Source organism: Streptomyces sp. NPDC096205, assembly GCF_044763135.1.
In the GTDB taxonomy this organism is placed as follows: domain Bacteria; phylum Actinomycetota; class Actinomycetes; order Streptomycetales; family Streptomycetaceae; genus Streptomyces.
Genome location: NZ_JBIWFS010000002.1, coordinates 1,116,726 through 1,131,829, shown reverse-complemented (window position 1 = coordinate 1,131,829; position 15,104 = coordinate 1,116,726). Strand labels below are relative to the sequence as shown.

Annotated in this window: 16 protein-coding genes; 7 read left to right on the top strand and 9 right to left on the bottom strand. The window is 74.5% G+C overall.

Annotation, left to right across the window (positions count from 1 at the left end; translation table 11 throughout):
* Window positions 1-4: 4 nt before the first annotated feature.
* Complete coding sequence (locus ACIQ6Y_RS11575; protein ID WP_404035877.1) at window positions 5-1,339, top strand: glycosyl hydrolase; 1,335 nt, start codon at window positions 5-7, stop codon at window positions 1,337-1,339.
* Window positions 1,340-1,396: 57 nt separating this feature from the next.
* Here the strand turns inward: ACIQ6Y_RS11575 and ACIQ6Y_RS11570 are convergent, their stop codons facing one another.
* Genes ACIQ6Y_RS11570 through ACIQ6Y_RS11530 form a run of 9 tightly spaced genes read right to left on the bottom strand, consistent with a single transcriptional unit; the run spans window position 1,397 to window position 11,209 of the window.
* Window positions 1,397-2,551: a GNAT family N-acetyltransferase gene (locus tag ACIQ6Y_RS11570; protein ID WP_404035875.1), complete on the bottom strand. Its 1,155-nt coding sequence runs from the start codon at window positions 2,549-2,551 to the stop codon at window positions 1,397-1,399.
* The gene (locus ACIQ6Y_RS11565; protein WP_404035872.1) at window positions 2,548-3,204 is read right to left on the bottom strand and encodes a lipopolysaccharide biosynthesis protein; all 657 of its coding nucleotides are present in this window, start codon (window positions 3,202-3,204) and stop codon (window positions 2,548-2,550) included. The genes ACIQ6Y_RS11570 and ACIQ6Y_RS11565 overlap by 4 nt, the downstream gene beginning before the upstream one ends.
* Window positions 3,201-4,352, bottom strand: coding sequence for a glycosyltransferase (locus ACIQ6Y_RS11560; RefSeq protein WP_404035869.1), 1,152 nt, complete (start codon window positions 4,350-4,352; stop codon window positions 3,201-3,203). The genes ACIQ6Y_RS11565 and ACIQ6Y_RS11560 overlap by 4 nt, the downstream gene beginning before the upstream one ends.
* Window positions 4,349-5,101: a polysaccharide deacetylase family protein gene (locus ACIQ6Y_RS11555; RefSeq protein WP_404035867.1), complete on the bottom strand. Its 753-nt coding sequence runs from the start codon at window positions 5,099-5,101 to the stop codon at window positions 4,349-4,351. The genes ACIQ6Y_RS11560 and ACIQ6Y_RS11555 overlap by 4 nt, the downstream gene beginning before the upstream one ends.
* On the bottom strand, window positions 5,085-6,977 hold the full coding sequence (gene murJ, locus ACIQ6Y_RS11550) for a murein biosynthesis integral membrane protein MurJ (protein WP_404035864.1): 1,893 nt from the start codon (window positions 6,975-6,977) through the stop codon (window positions 5,085-5,087). Before murJ ends, ACIQ6Y_RS11555 begins: the two co-directional genes overlap by 17 nt.
* Complete coding sequence (locus ACIQ6Y_RS11545; RefSeq protein ID WP_404035861.1) at window positions 6,974-8,332, bottom strand: O-antigen ligase family protein; 1,359 nt, start codon at window positions 8,330-8,332, stop codon at window positions 6,974-6,976. The genes murJ and ACIQ6Y_RS11545 overlap by 4 nt, the downstream gene beginning before the upstream one ends.
* A gap of 5 nt (window positions 8,333-8,337) precedes the next feature.
* The gene (locus tag ACIQ6Y_RS11540; protein WP_404035858.1) at window positions 8,338-9,756 is read right to left on the bottom strand and encodes an exopolysaccharide biosynthesis polyprenyl glycosylphosphotransferase; all 1,419 of its coding nucleotides are present in this window, start codon (window positions 9,754-9,756) and stop codon (window positions 8,338-8,340) included.
* Window positions 9,753-10,931, bottom strand: coding sequence for a glycosyltransferase (locus tag ACIQ6Y_RS11535; protein WP_404035855.1), 1,179 nt, complete (start codon window positions 10,929-10,931; stop codon window positions 9,753-9,755). The genes ACIQ6Y_RS11540 and ACIQ6Y_RS11535 overlap by 4 nt, the downstream gene beginning before the upstream one ends.
* A gap of 50 nt (window positions 10,932-10,981) precedes the next feature.
* Entirely contained in the window at window positions 10,982-11,209 is a 228-nt protein-coding gene (locus ACIQ6Y_RS11530) for a hypothetical protein (RefSeq protein WP_404035852.1), read from the bottom strand.
* Between the two features lie 235 nt (window positions 11,210-11,444).
* Here ACIQ6Y_RS11530 and ACIQ6Y_RS11525 point away from each other — a divergent pair, with 235 nt between their 5' ends.
* The 6 genes from ACIQ6Y_RS11525 to ACIQ6Y_RS11500 all read left to right on the top strand — a co-directional run bounded on the left by ACIQ6Y_RS11525 (window position 11,445) and on the right by ACIQ6Y_RS11500 (window position 15,081).
* Entirely contained in the window at window positions 11,445-11,684 is a 240-nt protein-coding gene (locus ACIQ6Y_RS11525) for a chaplin (RefSeq protein ID WP_404035850.1), read from the top strand.
* Window positions 11,685-11,848: 164 nt separating this feature from the next.
* Window positions 11,849-12,673 carry a hypothetical protein gene (locus ACIQ6Y_RS11520; protein WP_404035848.1) on the top strand — a complete coding sequence of 275 codons (825 nt, stop codon included), beginning with the start codon at window positions 11,849-11,851 and terminating at the stop codon, window positions 12,671-12,673.
* 120 nt (window positions 12,674-12,793) lie between these two features.
* On the top strand, window positions 12,794-13,114 hold the full coding sequence (locus tag ACIQ6Y_RS11515; protein WP_404036406.1) for a hypothetical protein: 321 nt from the start codon (window positions 12,794-12,796) through the stop codon (window positions 13,112-13,114).
* Window positions 13,115-13,407: 293 nt separating this feature from the next.
* Entirely contained in the window at window positions 13,408-13,845 is a 438-nt protein-coding gene (locus ACIQ6Y_RS11510) for a DUF5949 family protein (RefSeq protein WP_404036403.1), read from the top strand.
* 5 nt (window positions 13,846-13,850) lie between these two features.
* On the top strand, window positions 13,851-14,453 hold the full coding sequence (locus tag ACIQ6Y_RS11505) for a vitamin K epoxide reductase family protein (RefSeq protein ID WP_404035845.1): 603 nt from the start codon (window positions 13,851-13,853) through the stop codon (window positions 14,451-14,453).
* A 109-nt stretch (window positions 14,454-14,562) separates the two neighbouring features.
* Window positions 14,563-15,081 (top strand): hypothetical protein, encoded by a 519-nt coding sequence (locus ACIQ6Y_RS11500; protein WP_404035842.1) that lies wholly within the window; start codon window positions 14,563-14,565, stop codon window positions 15,079-15,081.
* The last annotated feature ends 23 nt before the right edge of the window (window positions 15,082-15,104 follow it).

The following is a 15,104-nucleotide window of genomic DNA, read 5'->3' as shown; positions in this document are numbered from 1 at the left end:
AGGCATGGCCCCACAACAACGTCGGTCCCCGTCCCGGCGGCTGGCGCTCGTCGCGGCGACGGTCGCGGCGTCGGCCGCCCTGGCGTCCGGTCCCGGTTTCGCCGCGGGACTGGGAGTGGTGGCGGTCGGCGACCCCTCCGCTCCCACGCCGACGTCCCCGGCGCCCGCGGTGGCCGCACCGTCCGTGTCCCCCGAGTCGACCCCGAGCGTTCCGCCGGAGCCGGCCTCGCCGGCCGCCGTGCCGAAGAAGCCCGCCTTCGGTGCCTACCTCGACTACGGGGCGCGCGGTGTGGCCCGGATGGCCGAGTTCAGCGACTGGCTGGGCGGTGCCGAGCTGCGTGTCGCCCACACCTACCTGCCCGGCGACCTCTGGAGCAACATCGAGGGGCAGCCCGGGTTCCTGGACGTGTGGGCCGACTGGCGCACCGAGCAGGCCGACCGGATGCTCGTCCTCAACGTCCCCATGCTGGAGCGCAACGAGGAGGGCCTCTCCGACTCCCAGGTGCGCGGCCTGCTGCGGCGCGGCGCGGCCGGGGAGTTCGACCATCACTTCCGGGCCCTGGCCGAGCGGCTGGTCGAGCTGGAGGTGCCGGACACGGTCCTGGTGCTCGGCTGGGAGATGAACGGCATCACGTACACCCACCGCTGCGGCCCGGACCCGGAGTCCTGGAAGGCGTACTGGAACAGGATCGTCACCGCCATGCGGTCCGTGCCGGGGCAGAAGTTCACGTTCGACTTCACCCCGAGCCGCGGCCGGGACGCCGTTCCCTGGACCCAGTGCTACCCCGGCGACGACACCGTCGACATCATCGGCATGGACGCCTACGACCAGCCGGAGGGCCTGTCGTTCGACGAGCAGGTGACGGAGCCCTACGGACTTCAGCAGCATGTGGACTTCGCGAAGGCCCACGGCAAGGCCGTCTCGTATCCGGAATGGGGACTTTTCCGCAACGGTGACAACGCGGAGTACATGCGGCGGATGCTCGCCTGGATGGACGAGCACGACGCGCTGTACCACACGGTGACCGACTACTGCCCGCACGGCGTGTGGCAGTGCTCGCGCAATCCGCAGGCCTCGCAGGTGTACCGGGAGATCATGTCCGGCCGTACGGAGGAACCGGCGCCCGAGCCGACCACCCCGGAACCCACCACCCCCGCACCCACCACCCCCGCACCCACCACCCCCGCACCCACCACCCCCGCACCCACCACCCCGGTCCCGAGTCAGCCCTCGCAGCCGCCGGTCGACTGTTCGCCGCTGGAGCTGGGCGACTGGGTGGAGCACTGGCTCGGCGGGAAGCTGTGCGTCAAGTTCGACTGGTGGTCGCGGCTCAGCTGAGCGGCCGCGCTGAGCGGACCCGGTACACGAACACGCCCCCGGTGGCGGCAGGCCCCGTCAGGACCTGCCGCCACCTTCGCGTTCCCGGTCCCGCCACCGCTGCAGCAGCTGCTTGGCCCGGTGCCGGGCCCCGGCCTGCGCGAGCGCGGCGCCGAGCAGCGGGGCGGTGCTCCGGCGGGCGAGCAGGAGCCGCTGGTTGACGACCGGTTCGGGCCGCCAGCGATGCTTGTACGACTCGTCGCCGCGCAGCAGGCTCAGCGTGCCGCGGCGTCCGGTCAGGACGTGCTCGGCGCAGGCGTCGAGCAGCATCACCGCCACGTCCGCCTTGCGCTCGCGCAGGAGCGGGTGGGCGCCGTAGAGGTAGCCGCCGGCCAGGCGCGGGGACGCCAGAGCGACGTCGACCGCGACCACGTCGCCGTCGAGGTGGAACTCCGTGACCACGGCGTCCCCGGAGCGCACCATCGGGCCGACCGCGCGGACCAGGTGCTCGGCGAAGCGGGGCCGCAGATGCTCGCCGGTCACCCTGCGGCCCTGCCACTGCAGCCGGTGCAGGGCGAGCAGCCGCCGCACCGCCCCGTCCACCTCGGCGGGCGGGACGACCTGCCGCCGGATGCCGAGCGCGCCCAGCTTGCGCAGCTTGGCGCGCACCCGCTGCTGGGTCTTGGCGGAGGGCAGCCGGGCGATCAGCTCGTCCATCGGCAGGGCGGGCAGCTCCAGGCACACGGAGTCGCTCACCCGTCGGCGCGGGCCGCTCCAGCGGGCGTAGATCCGCTCTGCGGCGGCGCCCGGACGTACCTCGCGCAGGTCGATCAGCGCGGTACGGGCGGCTTCGGTGAGGCGGCCGGTGAGCGCGGCGGCCGCGCCCTCGGCGTGCTCGTCGTCCAGCAGGACGTCGCCGTAGTCGGAGATCGTGCCGCCGAGCGGCACCAGGGCGGGCAGGGGGCGGCGTACGGCCATCAGGGGGGCGGCGGCGAGGAGTTCGCCGTCGGCGCCGCGGACCAGGAACAGCCGCAGCCGGCCCGGTCGGCCGTACGACAGCCACCACGAGTGCAGCCAGGTGTGGCTCTGGAACGGGGTCGCCGCCGAGCAGCGCCGGTAGAGCCGGTCCCAGGCGGGGGCGAGGGCGGCGAAGGCGGTGTCGTCGGTGACGAGTTCCGCGGTGCAGGCGGGGGCTCTTCTGGTGCGTACCGGGTTCTCGGTGCTCGTGGTCACAGCGCCCCGCGGGTGTCGGCGGCGACGGCCGGGGCGGGCAGGGAGGCGGTGGGGCCTTCGGGGCGCTCGGTGCGGCGCGGCCGGACCAGCAGGAGCATGCCGCCGAGGAGGCCGCCCGTGCTGGCGCCGACCAGGCCGGTGAGCAGCGGGGACGCCGAGGACGGCTCGGTGGGCGCGACGGCACGGGCGAACTGCTGGAGTTCGACGTGGGTGGCGTCGGAGGTGTCGTCGGCGTGCCGGGTCAGGGCGCGGGAGACGGCGTTGGCCATGTCGGCGGCGAGGTCGGGCCGCGAGGAGGTGGCGGTGACGGCGACCATCGGCGCGTCCGGCGAGGTCGCCGTCCGCACACTGGACCGCAGGGTGCTCACCGGCACGCCCGCCCACACCTGGGCGTCCCCGAGCACCGCGATCTGCGTGGCGACGCGGCCGTAGGCCTGGGCGAAGCCGAGCGCGTCCGACGGGTCGGACCTCTCGGCGGGGACGACGACGACATAGCTGGTCGCGCTGTAGGTGGGGGTCTTCAGCGCCCCGTACGCACCGCCCAGCGCACCCCCCACCAGGACGCCGGCGGCGACCAGGGCCCACGGCGGCAGGGCCTTGGCGCGGGCCAGCGGGCGGACCGCGCGGTGCTGTGCGGAGGTCTTGTCGGTCATGCGGAACTCACTCCTGGGGTGGTCGGGACGTCGAGGGGGCGGACCGCTGCCGCGTACACGTCCATGAGCCGGGCGGCGCTGCGGCTGATGCTGTAGTGGTGGGCCGCCTCGGGGGCGGTGCGGGGCGCGGCCCCGGCCGCACGGACCTGGGCGATCGCGTCGGCGAAGGCGTCCGGGCCGCCGGTGACGCGGCGGGCGGCGGACGCGGCGCTCGCGGGCAGGTCCTCGACGGCGGGGCAGGAGGTGTAGAGCACGGGCAGCCCGGCCGCGAGGGCCTCCACGATCGCCAGGCCGAAGGCCTCCTCGGGGGACGGCGAGGCCAGCAGGTCCATGGCGCAGGTCAGTGACGGCAGGTCGGGGCCCGGGGAGCCGTCGGGCAGACAGGGGCGTTCGCCGGTGAACAGCACCCGGTCGGCGACCCGGGCCTCGTGCGCGAGGCGGCGCAGCACGTTCTCCTCGGGGCCGCCGCCGACCAGCAGCAGCCAGTGGTCCGACGGCAGCCGGGCAAGGGCCCGGACCAGGACGTCGAAGCGTTTGCCCGCGGTGAGGCGGCCGACGCCGCCGACGACGTAGGAGTGTTCGGGCAGGCCGAGGCGCCGGCGGGTGCGATGGCGCTGGAGCGGGTCGAAGCGGAAGCGGGCCAGGTCGATGCCGTTGGGGACGACCTCGATCCGGGGTGCGGGGACGCCCCAGCGCCGCAGGCGGTCGGCGACCGTGGGGGAGACGGCGACGGTGGAGCGGCCCAGGCGTTCGGTGGCCAGATACAGGGCGCGCACGCCCCGGGTGAGCCGGCGGCCCTCCAGCTGGGAGTCGCCCAGGGAGTGCTCGGTGGCGACGATCCCGCGCACTCCGGCGAGGCGGGCGGCGAGGCGGCCGTAGACGCAGGCGCGGTAGAGGTGGGTGTGGACGAGGTCGTAGCCGCCGGAGCGGATGAGCCGGACCAGGCGGGGCAGCGCGGTGAGGTCGCGGTTGCCGCCCATGCCGAGGTGCGTGACCCGCACTCCGTCGGCCGTCAGCCCGTCGGCGACCGCGCCCGGGTTGGTGAGGGTCACCACGTCGCAGTCGACCGGCAGATGCCGCAGCAGCAGCCGCAGTTGCTGCTCGGCCCCGCCCACGCCGAGCCCGGTGATCACATGCAGCGCCTTCATCGCGCGACCTCCACGGGACGGCGGCGCAGCCGGTGCAGCCGGTGCTTGAGATACAGGCGTACGGCGGTGTCGCGCTGGCCGATGTGCACGCGGGGCAGCGCCAGCGGGCCGGTGAGCGGGCCCGGGTCGATGGCGCAGGCGTAGGCGTATCCGGCCTCGGCGACGGCGGTGACGGCGCGGCGGTCGACGGCGCCGTACGGGTAGCAGAACCCGGCGACCGGAGCACCGGTCAGCTCCGAGAGCAGTGCTCTGCTCTCGGTGACCTCTGCTTCCAGGACCGGGTCGGCGGCCCGGGTGAGGTCGATGTGGGTCAGACCGTGCGAGCCGATCTCCACGCCCTCACCGGCGGCGCGCCGGATGCCGTCGGCGGTCAGCAGCGGCTTGCGCGGGCCCAGCGGATCCCACGCGTTGTCACCGCCGAGGCGGCCGGGCAGCACGAACAGGGTGGCGTTGCAGCGGTGGCGGCGCAGCACCGGCAGGGCGGCCGTGACGAAGTCGGCGTACCCGTCGTCGAAGGTCAGGCCCACCAGGCCGTGGGCCTCGCCGCGGGCGCGGGCGGTGAGCAGGTCGGCGAGGGAGACGCCGGTCAGTCCGCGGCGGCGCAGCCAGGCCAGCTGTCCGTCGAGGCGTTCGGGGGTGACGGTGATGCGGTAGGGGTCGTCGGTGCAGTCGGCCACGGAGTGGTACATCGCCACCCAGGGGGTCGAAGCGCCCGGCGGTCGTCTGTCGGTGTCAGCGGTTACGGCCATGCGCGTGCCTTCGGGTCGCGGGACGTACGGATCGGAGTGCGGGTGCGATGCCCCGGGCGCCGAGCGCCCGGCCGAGCAGGACGAAGACGACGGTGACGGTGGCGCCGCCCGCGGCGAGGCCGGGCAGCGGGTCCGGGAAGCGGCTCGCGACGAACGCCCCGGCGACACCCGCGCCGAGTGCCGCGCCCAGCGGACGGGACAGTTCGCGCAGCACCGGGCGGACCCGGACGGGGACGCTGCGGGTGCGCATGCCGGCCAGCAGCAGGGCGGCGGTCACGGTGATGCCGACGGCGTTGGCGGCGGTGATGCCGAGCACGCCCCACGGGCCGACGGTGAGGGCGCCGATCCAGGAGGTGGCGAGGATGCCGAGGGCCATCGCGCCGACCGGGTACCAGCTGGGGCGGGCGGCGGAGAAGTAGGAGCGCACCAGCACGCCGACCAACGTGTGGCCGAGCAGCCCGAGCGCGTACACCCGCATCACGTCGGCGGTGGCGTTCGTGTCCCTCGCCGTGAACGCGCCGCGCTGGAAGAGCAGTTCGACGATCTGCGGGGCGCAGGCGGCGACCGTCGCGGCGCCGAGCAGCACCACCCACGCGGTCAGTACGAGGTCGCGCTCCACCCGGTCGCGGGCCCGCTCGGTGTCGCCGTCGGCCAGGGCGCGGGCGACGACCGGGAAGGTGACCGTGCACAGCATCAGCGACAGCACCATCGGCATCTGCGTCACCTTCTGGGCGTAGTTCAGGTGCGAGATGGCGCCGGAGGGCAACTGGGAGGCGAGGAAGCGCTCGACGAGGACCTGGGACTGACGGCACAGCGCGAACAGCAGCACGGTCGCGATCAGGGCCAGGCCGACCGGGTGCTCCTGCTCCTGCCGCTCGCCGAGGATGCGAGGGCTCTTCCGTCGCAACTGCCCCAAGAGAGAGGGCAGTTGCACGGCCAGCATCAGGCAGCCGCCCACCGCCACGCCCATCGCCGCCGACCGCACCCCCCAGCGGCCGCCGAGGACGAACATCCCGGTGATGATGCCGGTGTTGTACGCGACGTAGATCGCGGCCGGCGCCAGGAAGCGGCGGTGGGCGCGCAGGGCCGCGCTGCAGTACCCGGCGAGCCCGAAGGTGAGCACGCAGGTCGCGGTCAGGCGGGTGCAGTCGACCGCGAGGTCCGGGTCGGGCAGGCCGGGGGCGAGGGCCCGGACCACCTGGGGCGCGGCCAGCACGATCAGGCCCCCGACCGCGACGAAGGCGAACGCCAGCCGGGGCAGGGTGCTCGCCACCAGCGCCCGCACCGGGTCACCGGCTCCGCCCCGCGCCCGCCGGGCCAGCGCCACGCTGAAGGCGGGCACCAGCGCGAACGCCAGGCCGTCCTCGATCAGCAGGGTCGCCGCGAACTCCGGCACGGTCCAGGCCACCAGGAAGGCGTCCGTGTCACTGCCCGCCCCGAACAGCCGCGCCAGCGCCTGATCACGGACCAGGCCGAGGACGGCTCCCGCGAGGGAGAGCGAGGCGGTGACGAGGGCGGCTCGGGCGAGGAAGCGGTGGGAGGGGTGTGCGGCTACGTCCTCGGGGCGGGGGCGGCCGGTCGTTTCGCCGGGGCTGGGGCTGGGGCTGGGGCTGGGGCTGGGGCTGGGGTGGTCGGTCGTGTCATCGGGGCGGGCTTGGGGGAGTTGGGCGGTGCCTTCGGCTCGGGTGGTGGGGTGGGTCGGGGGAGGGGGTTGCGCGGGAAGGGGCTGCGCGGACGGAACCTCCGCGGACGGGACCTGCGCGGAAGGAAGCTGTGCGGATGGGAGCCGGGCGGTGCCCTCCGCACAAGTAGTGGGCTGGTGCGGGGGGCCGGTCGTTTCCTCGGCGCGAGGCGGCTGGGAAGGCGTGACCGTCATCGCGTCGCACCCTCCGCGCGCAGCGCGGCGTGAGCCGGAGTCATGCCCTCGGCCTCTCCGTCCCCGGCCTCCCGCCCGCCGACCAGCGCCCACCACGCCGCGAGCCCCAGGGCCACCGCGGTCAGGACCGTCGAGGGCCCGCCGATGTCGGCGTACACGAAGTCGGTGAGCTGCCAGACCAGCAGGCCGCAGGAGACCAGCGCGCAGTCCGGGCCCAGGCCCGTGCGGCGGGCGCGCCACAGGCCGGTCAGGGCGCACACCAGGAGAGCCAGCCAGCCGCCGGCGAGGGCGAGTAGGCCGACGAGCCCCTGCTCGGCGAGGACGAGCAGGTACATGTTGTGCGGGGACAGCAGCGGCTGCCGGCGAAACGCGGCGCCGGCCCCCTCGGTGTCGCTGCCGGAGGACAGCGCGAGTGAGGCGTGGCTGTCGCGGTGCTCGGGGAAGCCCTTGAGGCCGACGCCGGTCAGCGGATGCTCGCGCCACATGCCGGTCGCGGCCGCCCACATGGTGTACCGGTCGGTCACGGACTGGTCGGGGGCGTCGGTGACCTGGGTGATGCTGGCGATGCGCTCCTGGAGCATGGCCGTGCCGATGCCGAGCCCGCCGACCAGCAGCACGCCCGCCGCGAGCACGACCGCGCCCGCCTTGAGGGCCCTGCGCATCCCGGCCAAGCACAGCTGGGCCGTGCAGGTCACCGCCGTGGCGATCCAGGCGCCGCGGCTGAAGGACAGCGCGAGCGGCACCAGAAGCGCGAGCGCGCAGACGACGGCGACGGCCCGCTGCCGCAGGGAGGCCTGCCCGAGGGCGAGACCGACCGCGCAGATCAGGCCGAACGACACCACGGTCGCCATGCCCATCACGTCCACCACGCCGAAGGTGCCGACGGCCCGGATCTGCTGGCCCTGGTAGGAGGCGCCGGTCCCGGTGACGTACTGGTGGACTCCGACCGCCCCCTCCCAGCCCGCGAGCCCGACGAACGCCCAGGCCAGCAGCCTGAAGTCGGCGCGGTCGCGGATCAGCAGCACGACCGCGGCGGGGACCAGCACGAACACCTGGAGGTAGCGGCCGAGGCCGGTCAGCCCGGCCCCCGCCGACGACGCCCCGACCGCGGCGAGCGCGAGCCCCACCACCGGCAGGCCCAACACCGTCGCGGCCGTACGGGACAAGGGGCGGCGGCGCCGGCGCAGCAGGCGGACCACGCAGAAGCCGACGACGAGCGCCGACAGCGCGTCCGCCGGGCCCGCCCCGCCCTCCGCGCCGGGCGTGAGGGGCAGACCGAGCAGGGCGACCACGGCCACCACCGGCCACACCGGCGACGGTGTCCGACGGGGAGCCGGCGGCAGGGCGAGGGTCATCGGTGTCAGCTCCCGGTCGGACGCACGAGCGAGGCCGCGGTGCGCAGCAGGATGCAGATGTCCTGCCACAGCGACCAGTTGTCGATGTAGGCGTTGTCGAAGCGGGCCCGGTCCTCGATGGAGGTGTCGCCGCGCAGCCCGTTGATCTGGGCGAGTCCGGTGATGCCGGTGCGCATGCGGTGGCGGGCCGCGTAACCGGGATAGGTCTGGCTGAACTGGCTGACGAAATACGGGCGTTCGGGGCGCGGGCCGACCAGGCTCATGTCCCCGCGGAAGACGTTCCACAGCTGGAGCAGCTCGTCGAGGGAGGTGCGCCGCAGGAAGCGGCAGAACCACGGCATGTCCCGCTGGCCGGCCACGCTCCAGCGGGTCGCGGCCTCGTGCGCGTCGACGGGGCGGTGGGTGCGGAACTTCAGCAGCGTGAAGGGGCGCCCGTCCTTGCCGATGCGCTCCTGGCGGAAGACCACGCCCGGCCCGTCGGTCAGCCGCAGCACCATCGCGCACACCAGCAGCAGCGGGCTCACCGCGAGCAGCAGCGCCCCGGACACCACCACGTCCAGCGCGCGCTTGCCCGCGCTGCCGCGCAGGCCCGAGCCGAGCCGCAGCCGCCGGCAGGAGAACCCGGCGAGCAGCTCCCGGGCCTCGTGGGAGGGCGAGTCGGCGTCCAGCTCCCACACCGCGCACCCCGATTCGGAGAGGGCCCGCAGCAGCGGCGCCTGCCGCATCCGCGCGGAGGGGTGCACGACGAGGATGTCGCGTACGGCGTTCTGGATGAGGGCGCGCTGCACCTCGGCGCCGTTGGTGAGCACGGGCAGCCCGCCGGTGCCGTCGGGGTGGTCGGCGACGACCCCGACCGGCCGCACCCCGCAGCGCGGGTTGCGCAGCACCGCGGCGGCCACGCGCTGCGCGGTGTCCGCGGGGCCCACGACGAGCGCGGCGCGCGGGCGGCGCAGCAGGGCGACGCGCCGCCGCCGGTGCACGAGCGCCCGTCCTGCGCAGCTCGCCGCGCAGTGCGCCGCGACACCGGCGGCGAGGGTGCGGGCGCCGAGCGCGTCCTGCGGCGCGTACGCCGCGACCAGCGTGGCAAGGCCCAGCCAGGCCACGGTGATCCGGCCGCAGACGGCGGGCAGTTCGTCGAGCACGCCCTCGACACGCCGTGGCCGGTGCGGGCGCAGCAGCATCGCGGCGGCGATCAGCAGCGCCATCAGGATCGGGCGGCGTCCGGCGAGGGCCAGGGCGCCGACGGCCGCGGCGGTGGTGTCGGCGAGCAGCAGCGGCAGGGGTGAGACGGGGCGGGCCGGGGGCCTGCGGGCGGGGAAGAGGAAGCCGGGGGTGCGGCCGCGCGGGGGCAGTACCGACCGGGGCGGGAATCGGTGGTTCCGCGGCTGGGCGCCGGGCGAGGGGACGGTGCTTTCCGCGGTCACGAGTGGATGGACTCCCTGTACTCGGTGGACGCGACACGCGCCGCGGTCCGTACGCCGTCCAGCAGTTCGCGGTACACGTCCCAGGCCGCGGCGGCGGTGTGCCGCACGTCGTGTGCGGCGAGGACGTGCCGGCGCCCCCGGTGGCCGAGCGACTCCCGCAGCAGCGGGTCGCGCAGCAGACCGGTGAGGGCGGCGGCGAGCGCCGCCGGGTCGCCCGGGGGCACCAGGCAGCGGGGCGCGAGCTCGGGCGGCAGGCTCTCGCGGGCGCCGTCCACGTCCGTCAGGACCACCGGCCGCCCGCACGCCATCGCCTCCAGCGGAGCCAGCGCCATGCCCTCCCAGCGCGAGGGCAGCACCACCAGATCGGCGGCCTGGTAGCAGGGCACGGTGTCGGCCACATCCCCCGCGAACAGCACCGACTCCGGTGCGGACGTGGCCAGTTGCTCCCGGTCGGGGCCGTCCCCGACGAGTACGAGCCGGGCGCCCGGCACCTGCCGTATGACTGTGTGCCACGCGTCGAGCAGCACGTCCTGCCCCTTTTGCGGACACAGCCGTCCCACACACACCACGAGCGGTCCCGCGGGCCCCAAGTCCGGCAGCAGGGCGGCCCGTACGGTGTCCACGGCGGCCGGGTGGAAGACCTGCGGGTCGACGCCGTTCGCCACGACGCTCCAGCGCGCGGCGATCCCGGCGCGCACGCCCCGCTCCCGCTCGGCCTCGCTCACGCACATCGTGCGATGGGCCCAACGCGCCCCGAACCGCTCCCACTTGAGGGCAAGTGCGGCGGTGGCGCCGCCGACCGCCTCGAACGACCAGGCGTGCGGCTGGAACACCGTCGGAATCCGCCCGCGCACCGCGAGGCGCCCGGCCAGACCGGCCTTCGCGCTGTGCACGTGCAGCAGTTCGGGGCGTACCTCCTCGATCAGCCGGCCGAGGGAGTGCACTTCACGGCCCAGCGCGGGCCCCGGCGAGCGGGTCGCGGCCCACGGCCGCACCTCGGCACCGGCCGCGCGCAGTGCGGCGGTCAGCGGGCTGTCCGGACAGGCCACGGTGACCTGCGCACCGGTGTCGAGCTGGGCGCGGACCAGTTGGGCGACCACGCGGGCGACCCCGCCGTCGACGGGCTGCGTGACGTGGAGGACCCGCAACGGAGGGTCGGTTGCTGACGGGTGCATGCGCGGCTTCCTCGCTCACGGGTGACGCTGGCAACGTTCGGGAACGCGCATCACTGCTGAGCGTCGACGGCGGCGAAGAGCGCGCCGGCCCACGCCGCGTCCCGTGAGGAAACGAGCCGGAAGGCCGGCTGGTCACCGCCGCGCCGCACAGCCGCGCCCCGTTCGAATGCCTCCTCGGCGCGGCCGCGCGTGCGCGCGTACGCCGGCATACGCGCCCCCGACGCGCCGACCAGGGAGTAATGCGGACGGAGCAGCAGCGGACCGAAGGGAGAGCGCATGAGCGGCGATGTCCTTTCGTGCGATTTGCTGGCTATAGGTGTGGGGCGGGAGAGCCGCAACTCTAACCGCCATCCGCATTAATCACCTGATATCGGGCAAGTGTGTCGAATGGTGAAGTCGGGCCCTCGGTGGGATCACCCCATTGGCGGCACAACTCCCCGGCGCGTCGCGCGTTTTCACAGCGCCGGGCATCCCCGCCCGGCTGTTTGTGTCAACCCCAAGGAGCACCTCTCCATGTCGCGTATCGCGAAGGGCCTGGTCCTGACCTCCGCCGCCGTCGCGGCCGTCGCCGGCGGTGCCGGTGTCGCGTCCGCCGGCGCCGACGCGGCCGGCGCCGCCGCCCACTCCCCGGGCGTGCTGTCGGGCAACGTCCTCCAGGTTCCGGTCCACGTGCCGATCAACGTCTGCGGCAACACCGTCAACCTGGTGGGCCTGCTGAACCCGGCGTTCGGCAACACCTGCGTCAACGACTGACGTCGCGACGCGTACCTGCGCGACCGGCCGCCCTCCTCGTCCGGAGGGCGGCCGGTTCGTCGTGTGCGCCGTATGGGGTGCATGGGGTGATCGTTCGGTTGCAGGAAGTGACCGTCACTCGCACGGTTGATCCAAGGCCCGATGCACCATCGAAAGGAACCCCCATGCGTGGTCTGCCCGTACGGCGTCTCGCGTCCACCGCCCTGTGCGCCGCCCTCGTCCTCGGAATCGCCGGCCCGGCCGCGGCAGCGGCGGACAGCGGCTCCGCCCAGGACCGCATCCAGGCGGCGTCCCGAGCGTCCCTCCCCGGCGCGGACGCGCTTCTCGCCCAGGCCGAGAGCCTGAGCGGATTCGGCTCCGTCCTCACCCCTGCCGGTGACCTCGTCACCGAGACCCTCCGGTCGGACGACGGCCAGCTGACGAAGGAGCAGGCCTCGGCACTGGCCGACGCCGTCGCGAAGGCCATGGACGACCTCGAGACCGCGGCTCCGGCCCCACCGCCGGCCACGCCACCGGTCGCGTCGACGACACCGTCCGCGACGCCGTCGGTGACGCCGTCCACGGCACCGTCCACGGCACCGTCCGGGGTCGCCCTGCCGGCCGCGCCCTCGCTGCCCGCCACGCCGTTGGTGCCGGCCGCCCCCTCGTTGCCGGCGGCGCCTTCGTCGCCCGCTGCGCCCTCGGTGCCCGCCGCGCAGGTGCTCCCGGCTCTCGACGCGAGCGACGACGCGGTGTCGTACGCCGACGCCCTGGACGAGGCGCTGGCCGCCCTGGACGAGGCGGTCGACGCCTTGCTCGAGGTCGCGACCTCCGGCGAGGCCGGTGGGGTGCTCCCGGCGGCCGACGATGTGGTGACCGGGCTGGTCGACCTGCTCACGGCCCTGCTGCCGGACGGCGCCCTGCTCGCGCCGGACCTGCCGGACGTACAGCTGCCGACTCTGGCCGACGTACAGCTGCCGACCTTGCCGGACGTACTGCCCGGCACCTGAGGCCACGCCGTATCTCGTATGAGGGATCGGCGGTGCAGAAGTTTTTCTGCGTACGGGGTTTCCGGCCCGCGGGGTAGGTCGTTGTGCACGGCGTCGGAATTCCTCCTGGAAAGGAACATGATGAAGTCCCTGAAGGCTGCCGCTGTCGTCGCCGGTTCCCTCGCCCTCGCCGGTGCCACCGCTCCCGCGTTCGCCCAGAGCCCCGCCGACCTCACGCCCACCAGCCTCACCGGCGCCGTGAACACCCTCACCAGCGCCGACGGCGCCGTGAACCACATGACCAGCGGTAACCTCACGGCCAAAGACGTGATGCCGCTGCAGAGCCAGTCGGACGCGCTCAACACGGAGAACAAGGACTCCGTGCTGAACACCGTGAAGGGCGCGACCACCGCGCTGAACTCCAGCGGCGGCCTGCTCGGCGGCCTGCCGCTGCAGAGCTGAGCATTTCCTTTCGAAAGCGGCGCCGCATTCCGCAGAGTCGATTCCGCAGAGCCGATTCCGTGGAGCCGATTCCGTCGAGCCGGCTCCACGGAATCGGCTCTCGGCGTCGCCCATAGCGCCTTTTCGGCGACCGCGTTCGAGACGCGTCCCTCGTTCGTGTGGAGCGCCGGGAAAGCGTCCCCCGGGCGGGTGAGAACACGCCCGGCGGCATTCCGCCCCGCCGATAAGGTCGCGCGGTGACCACAACCCCCAGCGCACCCGTCCGCCCCGCCGACCTCGGCACCCTCGTCGTGATGACCTGGAGCGGCGAGGCCCCGGACGGCAGCGACATGCCCTACCTGCTCGCCTATCCCCTCGGTGACGGCCCCGACGGCCCGGAGGCGACCAGCGCCGCCGTCGCCCAGATGCTCGCCAACAACGGCCTGCCCGTCGGCGGCGACCTCGTGGACGGCAACGCCAGGCCCAGCCTGCCGGTCAGCCTGCTCGTCGAGGCGGGCCAGGCCGTCCTCAACCTGCCGCCGCTCAACGCCCAGTGCCCCGCGCCCCCGGAGTGGCTCGCCGCCGTCGGCGAACGCGGCTACGCCTACCTGGTGTTCACCACCCGGCCCTGGCCCGAGGCCGAGCCCGGCAAGCCGGTCGAGCCCGAGGCGCTCGCCGCGTTCGCGGGCGCCGACGAGACGCTGACCGCCGCCGCGCACGTCGTCCTGCCCGCACGCAGCCTGCGCGCCTGACCGGCGTGGGCGCCGCCACCGCGGAGGCGCGGGCGGAAGGCACCGGCCGGGCCTTCGCCCTGCTGCTGGTGATCACGGGAGCGGCCGGACTGCTGGCCTCCTGGGTCATCACCATCGACAAGTTCAAGCTCCTTCAGGACCCCGGCTTCACGCCGGGGTGCAGCCTGAACCCGGTGGTCTCCTGCGGCAGCGTCATGGAGAGCGACCAGGCCGAGGCGTTCGGGTTCCCCAACCCGATGCTCGGCCTGGTCGCCTACGCCGTCGTGATCTGCGTCGGCGCGAGTCTGCTGGCCGGCGCCGCCTTCCCCCGCTGGTACTGGCTGACCTTCCTGGCCGGCTGCCTGTTCGGCGTCGGCTTCGTCTCCTGGCTCCAGTTCGAGTCGCTGTACCGGATCAACGCGCTGTGCCTGTGGTGCTGTCTGGCCTGGGCCGCGACGATCGTCCTGTTCTGGTACGTCCTCTCCCTCACCGTCCGCCGCGGCTTCCTGCCCGCGCCTGCCTGGGCGAGGACGTTCCTCGACGAGTTCACCTGGGTGCCGCCCGTGCTGCACCTGGGGGTGATCGGCATGCTGGTGCTGACGCGTTGGTGGGACTTCTGGACAAGCTGACCACTCGTACTACTGCGGCAGTCGGGGGAATTGTGCGCGCTCGCCGCGTACGGAGTCGTTACGAGGTACGGACGTTGAGAAGCCGATCCAGGAAAGGCCCGTACCTGACATGAAGCCGACCACCCGAGGAACCCTCGCCGCCGTCCTCACCGGCGTCGCGGCCGCCGTCGGTGCCGCCGCCGCGACCCCCGCCGCAGCGGTCGGCACGGTCCCCGTCCCCGTGCCGCTGCAGGGCGTCGAGCAGTCCCTGGGCATGGAACTGCCCGAAGTCGGCGGCGAGCTGCCCCTGCTGATGCCGGGCGCCCCCGAGGGCCCGCAGTACGTCGAGGGCCGCCTGCTGCCCGAGCGTGCCGTCCCGCAGCTGCCGGTCAGCGGCGGCCTGCCCGGCCTCGGCCTGCGCGCCCCGGTGCCGCACGTCCTCGGCGACGGCTTCGACCACGTCGCCCTCGGCACCCCCGCGTCCGACCTGGAGACCCTCGCGCCCGGCCTGACCCTCGACGCCCCCCTGACCCCGCCCAACCCCGAGGCCTTCGGCCTCCCCGACCTCAAGCTCCCCCAGGCCGGCCTCCTCGCGCCGGTCCTGCAGACCGTGCCGGGAGCCGAGCTGGGAGCCGGCGGGGGGCTGTAAGCCTCACACGGCCGTACGGGGGA